Annotated in this window: 9 protein-coding genes; 3 read left to right on the plus strand and 6 right to left on the minus strand. The window is 68.5% G+C overall.

Annotation, left to right across the window (positions count from 1 at the left end; translation table 11 throughout):
- Positions 1-177 precede the first annotated feature (177 nt).
- On the plus strand, positions 178-4344 hold the full coding sequence (locus V6B97_RS07635) for a DUF748 domain-containing protein (protein WP_333505906.1): 4167 nt from the start codon (positions 178-180) through the stop codon (positions 4342-4344).
- A 1050-nt stretch (positions 4345-5394) separates the two neighbouring features.
- Here V6B97_RS07635 and dnaB read toward each other — a convergent pair.
- The 5 genes from dnaB to alr form a co-directional block, all read right to left on the minus strand.
- Entirely contained in the window at positions 5395-6879 is a 1485-nt protein-coding gene (gene dnaB / locus V6B97_RS07640) for a replicative DNA helicase (RefSeq protein ID WP_434754936.1), read from the minus strand.
- Positions 6830-7333: a 50S ribosomal protein L9 gene (gene rplI, locus V6B97_RS07645; protein WP_333505908.1), complete on the minus strand. Its 504-nt coding sequence runs from the start codon at positions 7331-7333 to the stop codon at positions 6830-6832. The genes dnaB and rplI overlap by 50 nt, the downstream gene beginning before the upstream one ends.
- A 9-nt stretch (positions 7334-7342) precedes the next feature.
- Positions 7343-7606, minus strand: a complete 264-nt coding sequence (gene rpsR / locus V6B97_RS07650) for a 30S ribosomal protein S18 (RefSeq protein WP_007523772.1) — start codon at positions 7604-7606, stop codon at positions 7343-7345.
- A gap of 1 nt (position 7607) precedes the next feature.
- Positions 7608-7913: a 30S ribosomal protein S6 gene (gene rpsF, locus V6B97_RS07655; protein ID WP_012612483.1), complete on the minus strand. Its 306-nt coding sequence runs from the start codon at positions 7911-7913 to the stop codon at positions 7608-7610.
- Between the two features lie 292 nt (positions 7914-8205).
- Complete coding sequence (gene alr / locus V6B97_RS07660) at positions 8206-9324, minus strand: alanine racemase (protein WP_333505909.1); 1119 nt, start codon at positions 9322-9324, stop codon at positions 8206-8208.
- A 292-nt stretch (positions 9325-9616) separates the two neighbouring features.
- On the opposite strand from alr, the gene V6B97_RS07665 reads away from it, so the two are divergent.
- Positions 9617-11959: an LPS-assembly protein LptD gene (locus V6B97_RS07665; RefSeq protein ID WP_333505910.1), complete on the plus strand. Its 2343-nt coding sequence runs from the start codon at positions 9617-9619 to the stop codon at positions 11957-11959.
- Between the two features lie 255 nt (positions 11960-12214).
- Here the strand turns inward: V6B97_RS07665 and queF are convergent, their stop codons facing one another.
- Entirely contained in the window at positions 12215-12793 is a 579-nt protein-coding gene (gene queF, locus V6B97_RS07670; RefSeq protein WP_333505911.1) for a preQ(1) synthase, read from the minus strand.
- Positions 12794-12977: 184 nt separating this feature from the next.
- Here queF and V6B97_RS07675 point away from each other — a divergent pair, with 184 nt between their 5' ends.
- On the plus strand, positions 12978-15998 hold the full coding sequence (locus tag V6B97_RS07675; protein ID WP_333505912.1) for an NAD-glutamate dehydrogenase domain-containing protein: 3021 nt from the start codon (positions 12978-12980) through the stop codon (positions 15996-15998).
- Positions 15999-16005 lie beyond the last annotated feature (7 nt).

Genomic DNA, 16005 nt, shown 5'->3' on the forward strand with positions numbered 1-16005 from the left:
TCTGGTCCGCGCAGCCTCCGGCGTATCGCGCCCCGCGTGCCGTGGCGCTGCCGTTGCGCCATGGGGACCGCGCCGTGGGGTAGGGTTGTCCCGCGTTGTGGCGCACACCCCTTCTCATGGGGGCGCAATTATTCTATGGTGTTGGCAGAACCGTCAATCCTCGGGCATGGAGCGGATATGGACGCGAAGCCGGAAAAGAGTTCGTCGGGGTGGTCGCCTGCCGCCATTGCATCGCGCGGCAAGGGGTGGTGGGGTTTGCGGCGGGTGCGTCGCTGGACGTACACGCTCGTGGGCATCGTCGCCGCATGGGGCGTGCTGGCCGGGCTGGCCATGCCGCCGCTGTTGCGCGGCGTGCTGGAGGACCAGCTGTCCGACAAGCTGCGGGTGCGCTGCACCGTGGAAAAGGTGCGCTTCAACCCCTATTCGTGGGCGCTGTCCATTCAGGGCGTGCGCGTGCCCAACCCCACGGGCGACGGCGACATTTTGACCTTCGACGCGCTGGAGTTCTCGCCCGGCCTTTCCGCCGCGTTGCGCCTTGCGCCGGTGCTGGCCTACGTGCGTCTGGTGAACCCGGTGGTGTACGTGGCCCATTTCGGCGACGGGCGCTATTCCTTCTCGGAATTCATTCCCCCGGACGAAGATGGCGAGGGGGGCAGGAAGGACCGCGCCGACGACACGGACAGGCCGCTGTTCCCCTTTGCGGCCAGCGACTTCGAGGTGGTCAACGGCACGGTGATCTTCCACGACGCGCCGCTCAAGACCATCCACACCATCACCGAATTGCAGTTCGTGGTGCCGTTCACTTCCACCATGGAGCGCGACCGCGAGCGCACCATCACCCCCAGCCTCAACGCCACGGTGGACGGCAAGGCGCTGACCGTGCAGGGGCGGCTGCTGCCCTTTGCCGAACACCTGCGCACCGAGTTCGACGTGGTCACCGACGAGGTGGACCTGACCCAGTACCGCGAATATCTGGCCGCGTTCACGCCGCTGCGCCTGGAATCCGGGCGGCTGGGCGTGAACCTGAAACTGGTGGTGGAACAGCCCGACAAGCGGGACGTGGAATTCGGTCTGGCGGGTTCCGTGACCCTGAAGGATTTGCGCGTCAACGCGCCCGACGGCAAGGAGGCGGTGCTGGGGCTGACCTCGGGCGTGGTGGAGGTGGAGGAATTCTCGCTGCTGGACCGGCATGTGGACGTGCGCCGGGTGGACCTGGACGGGTTGCTGGCCCGGGCCGGGCGTCTGGCCGACGGCTCCATCGACTGGATGGGCTTCGTGGCCCCGGCGGGCGGAAAGCGGCAGGTCCCGACGCAGGCCGGGGCCACGCAGGCCGAAAAGAAGCAGAATGGACCGGCGGCCGCCAATGCGCCAGTGGACATGTCGGACACGGGCTCCGCCGCGCCGGGCGCGGCCGCCGCCGCCCCGGCCCAGGCTCCGGTCCCTGCTCCTGTTAAGGACGATCCGCCCTTCGTGGTCAACGTGCGCACCCTGGGGCTGCGCGATGCCACGGTGGTCTGGAAGGACGCCTCGGTGCCGGGCGGCGCGGTGGTGCGCCTGAGCGGCCTCGACGTGACCCTGACCGACTTCGCCACGCCTGGCGGCACGCAGAATCCCAAGGGCGGCGGTGCGTTCACCGCCTCGCTGCGCATGGACGGCGGCGGCGCGACAGGTGACGCCGCCAAGCCCGGCGCCCCGGACAAGCCGGGCGCAGGCACGCTGAAGGCGGAGGGCAACGTGACCCTGGAACCGCTGGGCGTGACCCTGCGCCTGGACGCGCGCGACCTGCCGCTGGCGCCTGTGCGGGGCTACGTGGCCCAGGCCCTGCCCCTGTCGCTGGACGCCGGGGCGGCGGGCGCGCAGGGCGACATCGAACTTTCGCTGGCCACGCCGGATGCTCCCGGCCTCGTGGTACGCAAGGGCGCGGTGCAGGTGTCCGGACTGTCCCTGTCGCTGGTCGGGTCGCTGGCCGGGCAGAAGCAGCCTTCGGTGAGCCTCGGCAGGCTGGAGGTGGCCGACACCTCGGTGGACCTCGCGGCGCGCACCGTGGCCGTGGGCCCGGTGACGCTGACGAAGCCCGATGTCCGGGTGGTGCGCGGCAAGGACGGCGTCATCGACCTTGCCGCGCTGGCGGGGGGACCGGCCCCGGCGGAGTCCGCCAAGGTCGAACCCGCCAAGTCCCGGCCCGCCACCGCCCGATCCGCACGGGGCAAGGGCCAGGAACGCCCGGCGGCGCGCGGGGCCTCGCGCACCGCGCCGCAGAAACCCGCCGCCACGCCGGAAGCGCCGGAGTGGAAGGTGACCGTGGCCTCGCTGCGCATGGACGAGGGCCGCGTGACCTTCGAGGACCGGCAGCCCAAGGATGCGGGCGTGCTCACCCTGGAGGGGATGCGTCTGGTCACCGGCCCGCTGTCGCCGCAGCGCGGCGCGCCGCTGGACGTGGATTTCGGTGCGCGCTGGCAGAAGCAGGGCACCATCGCCATCAAGGCCAAGGGCACGGCGCAGCCGCTGCACATGACCGTGGACAGCAAACTGGCCAAGGTGGATCTGCGCCCGCTGGACCCGTACCTGGGCGAGGTGACCGATCTGCTGTTCGGCAGCGGAGAGGTGTCGTCGGAACTCAAGGTGGCCCTGCGCGAGCAGGCTCCCCCGGCGGGCAGGGCGCGCCGCGCATCCGCTCAGGCGGAACCGGCGCTGGAAGTGAATGTGGAGGGCGCGGCCCGGCTGGACAACCTGTCGCTGAAGCTGGCCGGGGGCAAGCAGGAACTGGCCTCGCTGCGGCGGTTCTCGGTGCGCGGGCTGCGCTTCGGGCAGCAGCCCTCGGGCGATCTTTCCCTGCGTGTGCAGGAGGTGGGGCTGGAACGGCCTAGACTCTCGGTAATGGTGTTCAAGGACGGCTCCACCAGCATCAGCCGGGCCATGGGGGCAAAGCCCCCGGCGGCGCAGGCTGCGCAGGCGGAGAAGGACTCCAAGGCCCAGGCGGCCGACACTCCGGCCCCTGCCGCCGTTCCGGCCAGCCCGGCCACGGATGCCGCGTCGCCGCCGCCCCCGTCCCCCCCGTCGGGTGCGGGCGCGTCCGGTCCGTCCCCTTCATCCGGCGACGAAGTGGCGGCCCGTCCCAACGCCGGGCCGTTCACCACGCTGGAGGTGGGCAGCCTGTCCATCTCCGGCGGCGCGCTGCGCTTCCGCGACGAGCGCATGTCCCCGGCCTACGCCGCCGAGATGTCGGACATCGAGGGCCGCATCTCCGGCGTTTCGCTGGACCCGGCCTCGCGGGCCGAGGTGCAGTTGCGCGCGGGCATCGAAGGGGTGCCGGTGCTGGTGGGCGGCACGGTGAATCCGTTCATCCATCCGGTGTTCGCGGACATGCGTTTCACCATGTCCGGGCTGGACCTGGTGCCCCTGTCGCCCTACTCGGTGCAGTACATCGCCTATCCCGTGGAGCACGGACGCTTTTCCGCCGACGTGGCCGTGAAGGCGGAAAACTGGGTGCTGGACGCCGAAAACCACTTCACCCTCAGCCAGATCGAACTGGGCAGCAAGGACAACCGGCCCGACGCGCCCAACTACCCGGTGAAGCTGGGCCTGGCCCTGTTGCAGGACATGAGCGGCAACGTGGACCTGCGCCTGCCCGTCAAGGGACGGCTGGACGACCCGGAATTCCGCCTTGGCGGGGTGATCATGCAGGCGGTGCTGAACCTGATGGTCAAGGTGGTCACCTCGCCTTTCGCCCTGGTGGGCAGCGTGCTCAGCCTGGGCTCCGGCGGCAAGGACATGCGCTACGTCGAGTTCGCGCCCGGCGTGGCCACCCTGAATGAGGCGGCGGAAAAGGATCTGCGCGCCGTGGTCGAGGTGTTGCGCCAGCGTCCGCGCCTGAAGCTGGAGGTGCAGGGCGCGGCCGAGCCGGACGGCGACACGCGCGGCCTGAAGGAACAGGCCCTGCTGCGCGCACTGCGCGAGGCCAAGCACGCCTCGCTGTCGCGTTCCGAGCGGGCGCGGGTGAACGTGGACGACGTGACCATCGACAAGGACGAATACGAGGACCTGCTGGAGGACGTGTACAAGGACGCGCCCTTCGACAAGCCGCGCAACGTGGTCGGTTTTACGAAATCACAACCTGTTGACGTGATGGAGGCCGCGCTGAAGGAGCATTACGAGGTGACGCCGGAAGCGTTGAAGGAACTGGCCACCGCGCGGGCCAAGGCGGTACGGGACAAGCTGCTGGAACTGGAGCCCGCGCTGGGCGAGCGGGTGTTCCTGTCCGGGGCCAAGGTTGCGCCCGCCGCCGGTGCGGAGGGCGACGCGGCCAAGGGCGGGGGGAGCAGGGTCAATCTGGGGTTGCAGTAGCAGGGGGGGTGAGCGCGGGGCGCGGTGGGAGTAGTGCGCGGTTGCACCCGGCTTCTACGAAGACAGTCGTGCCCTGTTGAGCCCGCTCGATTTCGTTATGCCTCCGGCGGGCAAGGGGTGTTGTAACGAACACCCCCTGCACCCCCGCGTTCCAGGGGGGCTCCGCCACCCCTGGACCCCCAACGTTTCATGCGCGGCGTCCCTTCGGCGGCAGCTTCCCTCCGGCGCAAGGCGCCTCCGGGCGATCTGCCGCCGGTGCCGCCAATGCGCGCAACACTCCCGGTGGTATGGCAACGCTCGGGTGCCTTTACCTTCGCCCCCGTTGCGACGCATATGCCGCCGTCAAAGCCCGGCGGCATACGCTTCTACGCACGGTACGTTGTCTGTGAACGGGCTGACGCTTCTCATCGGGCTATTGGCTATCTGTAACAGTCCAAGTTAGATATCGCAGACACGCTGGCGAATTCGGTTATGAACGCAATTTGATAGGTACGTGGGCTTGTTTTCCGTGACTGATTGTTGACAAGAGGAGAAGGCTGGACTGTTGTTTCAGTGGGAGCAGCCTGACATGCGGCAATACGCAGCCGCAGCCGGAGATCACCGCCGAGGCTTTGCGAGGCGGAAGCTCCGGCGTCGCGGATGCGCGCCGCAGGAAGCGTGAAATAAAAGGCACCCACCCTTCGCCGTGCCACCGAGAGCCTTGCGCACATCGCATTCAGCCGGGCAGATTGCCCAAGGCGCGCCAGCGCCGCAGGGAAGCTGCCCGGCGATGGAATGCGGTGCATGACGACACGGGGGACCAGGGGGCGGAGCCCCCGGAGCGCGGGGGTACAGGGGGCCGCCGCTTAGCGGCCCCCTGTCCGTCGGAGACATAACGAAATCGAGGGTAGCCAAAGGGGCGGGACTGTCTTCGTAGAAGCCGGGTGCAACCGTGCACTACCCCTCCCCATCCCCCAAACAAAAAACGGGGCCGCCTTCCGGTAGCCCCGCAACACTCTTCATCTTATCGCTTCATCTTCTCTTCTCAACAAACCATCCACCCATCCACCCCTAATCCCCATACCCCTCCGAGGGCGGTGGCGGGACGAACGTCAAATCCTCGAATGCGGTGTACGAGGGCAGGTAGGCAAGCTCGGCCACGCCCACGGGGCCGTTGCGCTGCTTGCCGATGATGATTTCCGCGATGCCCTTGCGCGGGTTGTCGTCGCGCTTGTTGTAGGCGTCGTCGCGGTAGATGAACATGATCACGTCGGCGTCCTGCTCGATGGCGCCCGATTCGCGCAGGTCCGAAAGCATGGGGCGCTTGTTGGTGCGCTCCTCCACCTTGCGGTTCAACTGCGACAGGGCGATGACCGGGATGTTCAGTTCCTTGGCCAGGGCCTTCAGCGAGCGCGAGATTTCCGAAATTTCCAGTTCGCGCGAATCCACCCGGCGGGCGGAGCGCATCAATTGCAGGTAGTCCACCATGACCAGGCCAACGCCCCGTTCCGCCTTCAGGCGGCGGGTGCGGGCGCGCAGTTCCAGGGTGGTGATGGCGGGGGTGTCGTCGATGTAGATGGGCGCCTGCGAGAGCACGTCGGCGGCGTGGTACAGGCGCTGCCAGTCCTCGTCGTCCAGGAATCCCTTGCGCACCTTGGACAGGTCCACCTTGCCCAGCGAGCAGAGCATGCGCATGACCAGCTGCTCCATGGACATTTCCAGGGAGTACACGGCCACGGGCACGTTCTGGTTCACGGCGGCGCGCAGGCACATGTTCAGGGCGAAGGCGGTCTTGCCCATGGAGGGGCGCGCGGCCACGATGATCAGGTCCGACTGTTGCAGGCCCGAGGTCATCTGGTCCAGTTGCACGAAGCCGGTGGTGACGCCGGTGACCACTTCCTTGCGGTCGCAGCGCTTCACCAGGTCTTCGAAGACCTTGTTCACCATCTCCTTGGCGCTGCGGAACATCTTGCCGCTGACCCGCTCGGAGATGGCGAACACCGCCTGCTCCGACTCGTCCAGCAGCTTCTGCACCTCGCGCGAGGCGTCGTAGCAGTTGCTGATGATCTCGGAGCCCGCGCCGATCAGCGAGCGCAGCAGCGACTTGTCGCGCACGATGGTGGAGTAGTGCTCGGCGTTGGCGGCGCTGATGGTGGACTGGGCCAGTTCCGCAAGGTACACGGCCCCGCCCACCCCTTCCAGGCGGCTCTGCGATTGCAGGTATTCCGCCATGGTCACGAGGTCGATGGGGGCGTTGCGCCGGTACAGTTCCAGGCAGGCGTCGTAGATCTGCTGGTGGGCGGGCAGGTAGAAGTCTTCCGGCCGCAGGGTGTCGACCACGGAATGCAGCACCGAGTTGCGAAGCAGAATCCCCCCGAGCACGGCCTGTTCGGCTTCGGTGCTGTGCGGGGGGACTCGGCGCAACAGATCGGCGGAAGCGCGTTCCGTCGGATCGGGAGCGCCGCCCCCGCCCTGGTAGGCGGAGGCGGCGTCGGAATCGGTGCGGCTATTCGGCCGGGGTTTCCGGCTCGGCGTCCACGACGGGTTCTGCGGCATCGCTCACCTTGTCTTCGGCAACGACCTTGACGTTCAGGGTGGCCACCACGTCGGCGTGCAGGCGGACGCGCACCTCGTGCGTGCCCAGGGTGCGGATGGCGGCGTCGAGCAGGATGCGGCGACGGTCGATGTCCACGCCCTTTTCGGCCAGCGCGTCGCCGATGATGGCGGTGGTGACGGAACCGTAGAGCTTGTCGTTTTCACCCACGCGAACGGGGATCACCAGTTCGGTGGCGGCGATCCTGGCGGACAGGTCGGAGGCTGCGGTGCGCAGGGCGTCCATCTTGGCCTGAAGCTTCTTGCGCTCCAGTTCGAACGCCTTCAGGTTGGCATCGGAGGCCAGCATGGCCAGGCCCTGCGGCAGCAGGAAGTTGCGGCCGAAGCCGGGCTTCACCACCACCACGTCGCCGAGGCGGCCCAGGTTTTCAACGTCAGCACGAAGGATCAGCTTCATCCCATCCTCCTAGATCTGGCTCTTTTTCTTGACGTCGCTGGAGTGACCCGCGGTGTAGAACAAGAGGGCCATCTGACGGGCGCGCTTGATTTCACGGGTGAGCAGACGCTGGTGATGGGCGCAGGTGCCGGTGATGCGGCGGGCGATGATCTTGCCGCGCTCGGTGATGAAGTCGCGCAGGATGTCGGCGCGCTTGTAGTCGAGGGGCAGGTCCTTGTCGGCGCAGAAGCGGCAGAACTTGCGGCGCGGGGTGAACTTCTTCTTGAAGGCCATGTTACGCAACCTCCTCGACCGCGTCGGCCAGCTTGACGGTAACGAACTTGAAGATGCCGTCGGAGATGCGGATGTTGCGTTCCACTTCGGCCACGGCCTCGCCGGGGGCGAGGTATTCGAGGCGCACGTAGTAGCCGCGCATGTGCTTCTGCACGGGGTAGGCGAGGTCGCGCATGCCCCAGTGGTCGGCGGCGACCATCTTGCCCTGTTCACGCTCGACGACGCCGGTGAGGGTGCCGAGCAGCGCCTCGCGGGCATCCGCGGCCAGCTCCGGGGAAAGGAGCAGCAGCGTTTCAAACTTCCTCATGGGATTCCTCCTTGTGGGCTTTGGCCCGCCCCTCACGTGGGGGCGAGCAAGGCAGAAACAGGGTCTATAGTCGCAGGCCGCCCGGGTGTCAACAACCCTGTTGGCGGCGCGGGACAAGGCCGGGCGGGGAGGGTCCGCGCCCGGCCGGTCGCGCCGGGGACGGTTCCGGGAGATTCCGGCCAACTCGGGCCAGCTCGGAGCATCTCAGACCAGCTCCGGCCAGTTCAGTCCAGTCCCGGCAGTGTCGGCCTGTCCCTGGTCCCCCTGGCCGGGATGGCATCCCGCCGTGCGCCTATTCCTCGTGGGTGCGCGGGTTCAGGCCCAGCAGGCAGAGCACTTCATAGGATATGGTGCCCCACAGGTCGGCCAGGTCGTCGGGCGTCAGGGCTTCGCCGGGGCCGCCCAGCAGGTGGGCCGCATCCCCGGCGGCCACGCCGGGCACGTCCGACACGTCCACGGCGGTCATCTGCATGCACACCCGGCCCAGGACGGGCACGCGGCGGCCGTGCACGGTCATGGCCCCCCTGCCGGAAAGTCCCCGGCTGTAGGCGTCGGCGTAGCCGGTGGCCACGATGGCCACGGTCATGTCGCGCGGGGCGGTGAAGGTGCGCCCGTAGCTGATGGACCGCCCGGCGGGCAGGGGGTGCACCTGCAGGATGGGCGCGGCCACGTCCATGGCCGGTTCCAGCCCGTCCCCGTGGCGAGCCTGGGCGGTGCCCCGCAGGGGGTTGGAGCCGTACAGGGCGATGCCGGGGCGCTGCACGTCGAAGTGCAGTTCCGGATGGGCCAGCAGCGCGGCCGAGTTGGCCAGCGAACCCTGCACGGCGGGCCAGTCGGCGCGCACCGCGGACAGGATGCGGGCGAAGGTTTCGCCCTGCCGCCGGGTGAAGTCGGACCGCTCCGGGTCGTCGGAGACGGCCAGGTGCGACATGGCCAGCACCGGGCGCAGCATGGGCCGGGCGTGCAGCCGGTCGAGCAGGACGGGCAGGTCGGCCTCGGTGAAGCCCAGGCGGGCCATGCCGGTGTCGAACTTGAGGGCGATGTCCACCTGCTGGCCGGGTGCGGCGCGGCTGGCCAGCATTTCCAGCTGGTCCGCGGAATACACGGCGGGCACGATGGACCGGGCGGCGCAGCATTCGGCGTCGGCGGCGTCCGTCGCGCCCAGCAGGGCCACGATGCGGCCGGGAATGCCCCCGTCGCGCAGTTGGACGCCTTCGCCCACGGTGCCCGCGGCGAAGGCGTCGGCCCCGGCGGCTTCCAGCGCGCGGGCCACGGGCATGAGGCCGTGGCCGTACGCGTCGGACTTGATCACCGGCATGGCGGCGGGGGCCATGCGGCGCAGCCGTTGGAAATTACGGCGCAGCGCGCCAAGGCGCACGCGGACGGACAGCTTGTTGTAGGCGATGGTCATGCGGGCTCCATGCTCGGGGCCGGCCGGGGAATCCGGCGCCGGCTCGGGAAGGGGAACGGGCAGGCGCCGGGACGGAGGACCCCCGGCGGCTTTTCCTGCCGGGAAAGTTATGGTAAACGACTGCGGTCCCGGTATTGTGCAGGGAGCGGTTGTACCCCCTCGCGCCGCGACATTCAACATCTTCGACGTCCCCGCCGCGCCCGATGCGCCAGGTGCGACACGCCGCGCCGGGGGACCGGAGACCCACGTGACTTCATAAACCGGGCGCCTGCCCGGATGATCCGGACCGCGCATGACAGACGGCAGATTCCGCCCGCTCGCCGGGTTCGCGGCATATGTGTTCCTGCTGCTTTCCGGCATCCTGTTCGCGGGCGGGGCGCACGCCCAGCAGGCGCAGCCCAACGTGCTGCAAATGCGCACCGAGGACGACCGCGAGGTGACCTGGAACCTCACGGCGGACTCCGTCACCTCGCAGAACGACAGCAAGATCATCGAGGCCGAGGGCCGCGTGGCCCTGCGGCGCGGCAAGGACTACCTGAAGGCCGACTACATCCGCTATTACTCCACCACCAACTGGGTGTACCTGAAGGGCAACGTCGAGGTGCACTTCGGCAAGGACGACATCGCCGCCGAAGAGGCCGAGTTCGACCTGCGCAGCCGCACCGGCTGGCTGAAGAACGGCCGCATCTTCATGGGCGACCCCCACGCCTATTTCGCGGGCGAGCGCATCGACAAGAACTGGGGCGACCTCTACACCTTCACCAACGCCAAGATCACCGTGTGCGACGGCGACACCCCGGCCTGGGCGCTGACCGCCGAGGAGGCCGTGGTCGAGATCGACGGCTACGCCCGCCTGTGGCGCTCCAGCTTCCAGGTGAAGGACAACGACGTCGCCTATTCCCCCTATTTCGTCATGCCCGCCAAGCGCACCCGCCAGTCGGGCTTCCTGATGCCGCAGTACGGCATCAGCTCGCGCGACGGGTTCTACTACAACCAGCCGTACTACTGGGTGCTGGACGAAACCAGCGACGTGACCCTGAACGAATACTTCATGTCCGAGCGCGGGTTCATGCACGGCGTGGAGTACCGCTCCCGGCCCACCACCGACCAGACCACCTGGCTGCGCTTCGACTGGCTGTACGACAACGAGGTGGTGGACAGCGACGGCGACGACCCCATCGACAGCAACGACGGCCTGATCCGCACCAACCACGAGCGGTACTGGCTGCGCGGCATGTTCGAGACGCGCCTGGGTGACCCGCGCTGGCGGCTCAAGGGCGACCTGGACTTCGTCTCCGACCAGAACTACCTGCGCGAGTTCAAGCGGGGGCTGGGCGGGTTCGGCGATTCGCGCGACAACCTGTTCGAACTGTTCGGCCGGGACATCAACGAACGCGACCGCTACCGCACCAGCCAGGTCATGCTGACCCGCGACTGGGACCGCGTGTCCGTGGCCCTGGGCGGCCGGTACGACCAGGATCCGGAACTGGGCAACGGCAACCGCCGCTACTCGGAGGACTCCCTGCCCCAGCGCCTGCCCGAGGCCGACGTGTACCTGCACCGGGGCGCCCTGTTCGAGGGGTTGCCGCTGGAAGTGCAGGCCTCGGCCCAGTCGGTGTACTTCCACCGCCGCAACGGCACCCAGGGCGCGCGGCACGAGGTGCATCCGCAACTGGTGCTGCCGGTGAACGGCAAGTACGGCTCGGTGATCTCCACCGTGGGCCTGCGCCAGACCGTGTACGACACCGAGCGCCGTGAAAGCCTGCCCGGCGACGGCGGCGACTCCTCCGGCGAGGGGCGCACCCTGCCCGACTACAACGTGGCGGCCTCCACCGAATTCGCCCGCGTCTACCACCTGGAGGGCGCGCCGCTCACGCTGTCGGCCGAGCAGGCGGGGCAGAGCCGCTGGACCGGCATCCGCCATGCGGTGCAGCCGCGCGTGGAGTACAACAACCTTCCGCTGGTGGACCAGCAGGACAACCCTCGCTACGACGATGACGACCGCATCGGCGCGCGCAACGAACTGGTCTATTCCATAACCAACGTGTTCACGCGCAAGCGCGAGGTGGTGCAGATGAAGGCCAACGACGAAGGGGAGGCGGAGCCGAGCCTGGCCACCGACTACCTGGAGTTCCTGCGCCTGAAGTTGCAGAGCGGCTACGACATCCGCGAGGCCAACCGCGACGACGACCTGGACACCTACGAACGCCGGCCGGTGCTCGACTATCGGGCCGAGGTGGAATACTTCCCGGTGGCCTGGCTGTCGTGGCGCAGCGTCACCGCCTGGTCGCCCTATACCGGCGATTCCACCCAGCACGACCATAGCCTGTCGCTCATGGATCCCGATCGCGGCAGGCTGACCATGGGCTACAACTGGCGTGCCCAGATCGACGAGTACCGCAGGTCGCGCGCCAGGGACATCAACTCGCTGTACCTGCGCGGCGACGCCGCCGTGTGGGGGCCGTGGAGCGTGGGCGGCGAATACCGCGTGGACATCGAGAACGGCCGCGACCTGGAGCGGATCTTCGACATCATCTACACGCACCAGTGCTTCAAGGTCATCGGCCGGACCACCTTCGACCGCGACGAGGAGCGCTACGAGGTGTTGGTGGTTTTGCCGGGCCTCAGCGACTAGATGGTGTCGCCACGAGCGTCTTTTTGCCCTCTGCCCACGTCAGAATGCCCTTTTGCTCCGGTCGAGTACAGAAAGAGCGCGTTGCGGTCGCCAGCCGTAAGGCTCGCAGACTCGCCTAACGGCTGCCGCACTCCCGTCGCAAAAGGGCATTCTTCCTTGGCAGAGAACAAAAATTCTGCTCGTGACGACACCATGTTAATGGTGCCCTCCCGTATTTTTCTTCCCTGCTCCTGCTTCTTCGGCCTTGGCGCGGCGCTATGCCGTGTGCCGCCCGCTCTCGCGCTTCCACTCCGAAACCATCTCGCGCACCATGGCCGCGCGTTCCGCCTCCACCTGCTTGAAGCGCTCGGCGAACACGTGCAGGTGGGTGCCCCCGCGCGGGGTGAACAGGCCCTTCACCCGGCACCACAGCGGGTCCAGGGCCTCGGTCATGTGGTCGAGCACGGTGTTGGTGATGGTCTCCATGAACGACTGGTGGTTGCGGTAGGCGAACATGTACAGCTTGAAGCTCTTGGATTCCACGCACAGCCGGTCGGGGATGTACTCGGTGACGATGGTGGCGAAGTCGGGCTGGCCGGTCACCGGGCACAGCGAGGTGAATTCCGGAAAGCCGATGCTCACGATGTACGGCCGGTCCGGGAAGTTGTTGGGAAAGGCCTCCAGGATGTGCGGGCCGGGTCCGGCATGGGGATAGTCGGCCTTCACGCCCAGCGTGCGCAGGTGCCCGGTCTGGTCCTGGCTGCGGGTATAGGCGGCGCCAGTGGAGTCCGATGCGGAGTCCGCTGCGGAGTCCGATGCGGAACCGGGCGCGCGGGTACCGTTTTTCGTGGTCATGTGATGCTCTCCCGTGGGAATATGATGCGCGCATTGTGGCCGCTGGGGCCGGGCTTGGCAAGCGGTGCGGGCGGTCCGTCCATGGTGGTACCGACGGCAACCACGTCGGGCCGTAGAAAACGGTTGCCACGGCGGACCATTGCGCTATCCTGAGCGGCAAACTGCCCGCGCCGGAGGATATCCCATGGCCGAGTCCCACGCCAAAGGAGTGGAAGAAGCGCTCTCGCTCGTCAAGGGCGGGCTTGGCGGCATTGCCGATCAGGTGGTGCCGTGGTTTTTTGCCAACATGCCGGACTATTACCTGCGCACCCATTCGGTGACCGAGCAGGTGCACCACCTGCAGGCCATCATTTCCGGCCGGGTGGTCACGGACAACCACGCGGTGCGCCTGGCCAGCCCCGACGGCCGCAAGATCACCTACATTTCCCCATCCGCCTCGCGCGACCTGCACGGCATTCTGGCCGGGCTGCTGGGCGAGCACATCGAAACCGCGCGCATCTACACCACGGCCGACGGGCAGCTGGGGCTGAACGAATTCCTGCTGGCCCCGCAGCCCCGCGCGGGCAGCCTGCGCACCGCCGACGGCGACGGCCTGTTCGGCGCCGCTCTGGACGCCATGCGCGCCAGCGGTGAACTGCCGGAGACGGACCTTGCGCCCTTTGCCGCGTTCCTGGCCTCCGCCAACGCGGAATACGCGGAAAAGTTCGACCCGGTGCGGGCGGCCCGCCATTTCCGGCTGCTGCGCGAGATCGGCGGCGGCGACGACACCGGGCTGCTCATCGAGCAGTGCTCCGCGCCCGGCGCCCCGGTGGCTCCGGAAGGGGCGTCCCTGTCGGCCGAGCCCTGCGACGTCCGGCGCGAGACGCGCATCGTGGTGGCCATGCGCCATCCCCCGGCCACGGGCCTGCTGCTGCAGATCGCCAGGATCATGCGCCGCCTGGACATCACCGTGCACCGCGCCTACGCGGACACCTTCTCCGACGCCTCCGGCGAGACGGCCATCATGAGCTTCTACGTCTCGCACAAGGGCGACCTGATCCTGGACGATTCCGCCCTGTGGCAGAACCTGCGCAAGAAGCTGCGCCTGGTGAAGTGGTTCGCCCCGCACGAACTGGAAATCCTGGCCGACGAGGAATCCTGGCCCATCAAGCGCATCATGCTGTTGCAGGCCGCCTGCGGCTTCGCCCACGTGTTCCTGGCCAAGGACAACCAGTGGGCCTTCAGCACCCAGAACGTGGTGCGCATCGTGCTGGCCCGCCGGGCCGAGACCGCCGCGCTGGTGGACTGGTTCGAGGCCCGCTTCGACCCCACGCTGGGCGACCGCGAGGCGGCGGCCCGCAGGCTGGAGGCCGACGCCGCCGACGCCGTGAACGGGGTGGCCGACGAGCGCGAACGCGCCGTGCTGCTGATGATCCAGCGCTTCTTCCGCCACGTGCTGCGCACCAACTACTTCCTGGACACCATCTACGGCCTGTCCTTCCGGCTGGACCCGGAATTCCTGCCGCCCGCCTACCGCCAGGAGGGCGAGGAATTGCCTTTCGGCACCTTCTTCTTCCACACGCCGGGGGGCCTCGGCTTCCACATCCGCTACCGCGACATGGCGCGCGGCGGGGTGCGCGTGGTGCCCACCCGCACCCAGGAACAGTTCGAACTGGAATCGAACCGCCTGTACGACGAGGTGCGGCGGCTGGCCTACGCGCAGCAGGTCAAGAACAAGGACATCCCCGAGGGCGGCGCCAAGGCGGTCATCCTGCTGGAACCCCTGGGCGACGTGGGCCTGGCCGTGGCCTCGGTGATCAACTCGCTGCTGGACGTGGTCCTGCCCGGCCAGGACACCCCGGCCCTGCCCGGCGTGGTGGACTACCTTGGCCGCGAGGAGATCATCTACTGCGGCCCGGACGAGAACATCCAGCCCGCGCACATCGCCTGGATGGTGGATCGCGCCCGCCAGCGCGGCTACCGCTGGCCCTCGGCGTTCATGAGCTCCAAGGCCGGGGCGGGCATCAACCACAAGCAGTACGGCGTCACCAGCATCGGGGTGATGGTCTTCGCGGAGGAAATGCTGCGCCATCTCGGCATCGATCCCTTCTCCCAGCCGTTCACGGTGAAGATCACCGGCGGCCCCAAGGGCGACGTGGCGGGCAACCTGATGCGCCTGATGTTCGAGGCTTACGGCGACAACGCGCGCGTCGTGGCCGTAAGCGACGGGCACGGCGGGGCCTGGGACCCGGACGGGCTGGACCCGGCCGAACTGCTCCGCCTTGCCGACGTGCAGCGCAGCATCAGCGCCTTCGATCCGGCGCGGCTGCGCGGCGAGGGGGCGTGGGTGGTCACGGCCGACACCCCGGAAGGGGTGCGCCGCCGCGACACCCTGCACAACACCGCCCACGCGGACATCTTCATCCCCGCCGGGGGGCGGCCCGACACCATCAACACCCGCAACTGGCACGACTTCTTCGACCGGGGCGGGGTGCCCACGGCGCGCGCGGTCATCGAGGGGGCCAACCTGTTCGTGGCGCCCGATGCGCGCAAGCGCCTGGCCGAGCGGGGGGTGCTGGTGGTGCACGGCTCGTCGGCCAACAAGACCGGGGTCATCTGCTCCTCGTACGAGGTGTTGGGGGGCCTGGTCATGACCGACGAGGAGTTCATCGCCCACAAGGACCGCTTCGTGGCCGAGGTGCTGGACATCCTGCGGGTGCGCGCGCGCGACGAGGCGCGCCTGCTGCTGGCCGAGATACGCCGCTGCGACGGCTGCAAGGCCCTGCACGAGATATCCGTGGACATCTCGCTGGAGATGAACGCCGTGGCGGATGCGCTGTACGCGGCGCTGGTGGCGCGCGGCGAACCGGTGGAGGCCGACCCGGCCCTGCGCCAGGTGCTGCTGGGCTACCTGCCGCCGGTGCTGGTGGAGCGCTTTCCCGAGCGGATATTCGAGCGCATCCCGTTGCGCCACCAGTACGCGCTGGTGGCCGCGCACACGGCCTCGCGCATCGTCTATGCCGAGGGCGCGGGCTGGCTGGCCCCGCTGGCGCGCCAGCGCGACGCCGAAAGCGTGGCCCGGGCCTGGCTGCGCGAGGACGTGCGTATCCGCGACCTGATCGTGGCGGTGTCGCGCAGCGGGTTGCCCGAGGCGTCGTCGGTGGTGCATCTGCTGGAGCGCGGCGCGCGCAAGCGGGCCACCGAGGAGGCGCTGGGGCTGGAATGACCGCCGC

This window comes from Nitratidesulfovibrio sp. 1201_IL3209 (genome assembly GCF_036763125.1).
In the GTDB taxonomy this organism is placed as follows: Bacteria; Desulfobacterota; Desulfovibrionia; order Desulfovibrionales; family Desulfovibrionaceae; genus Cupidesulfovibrio.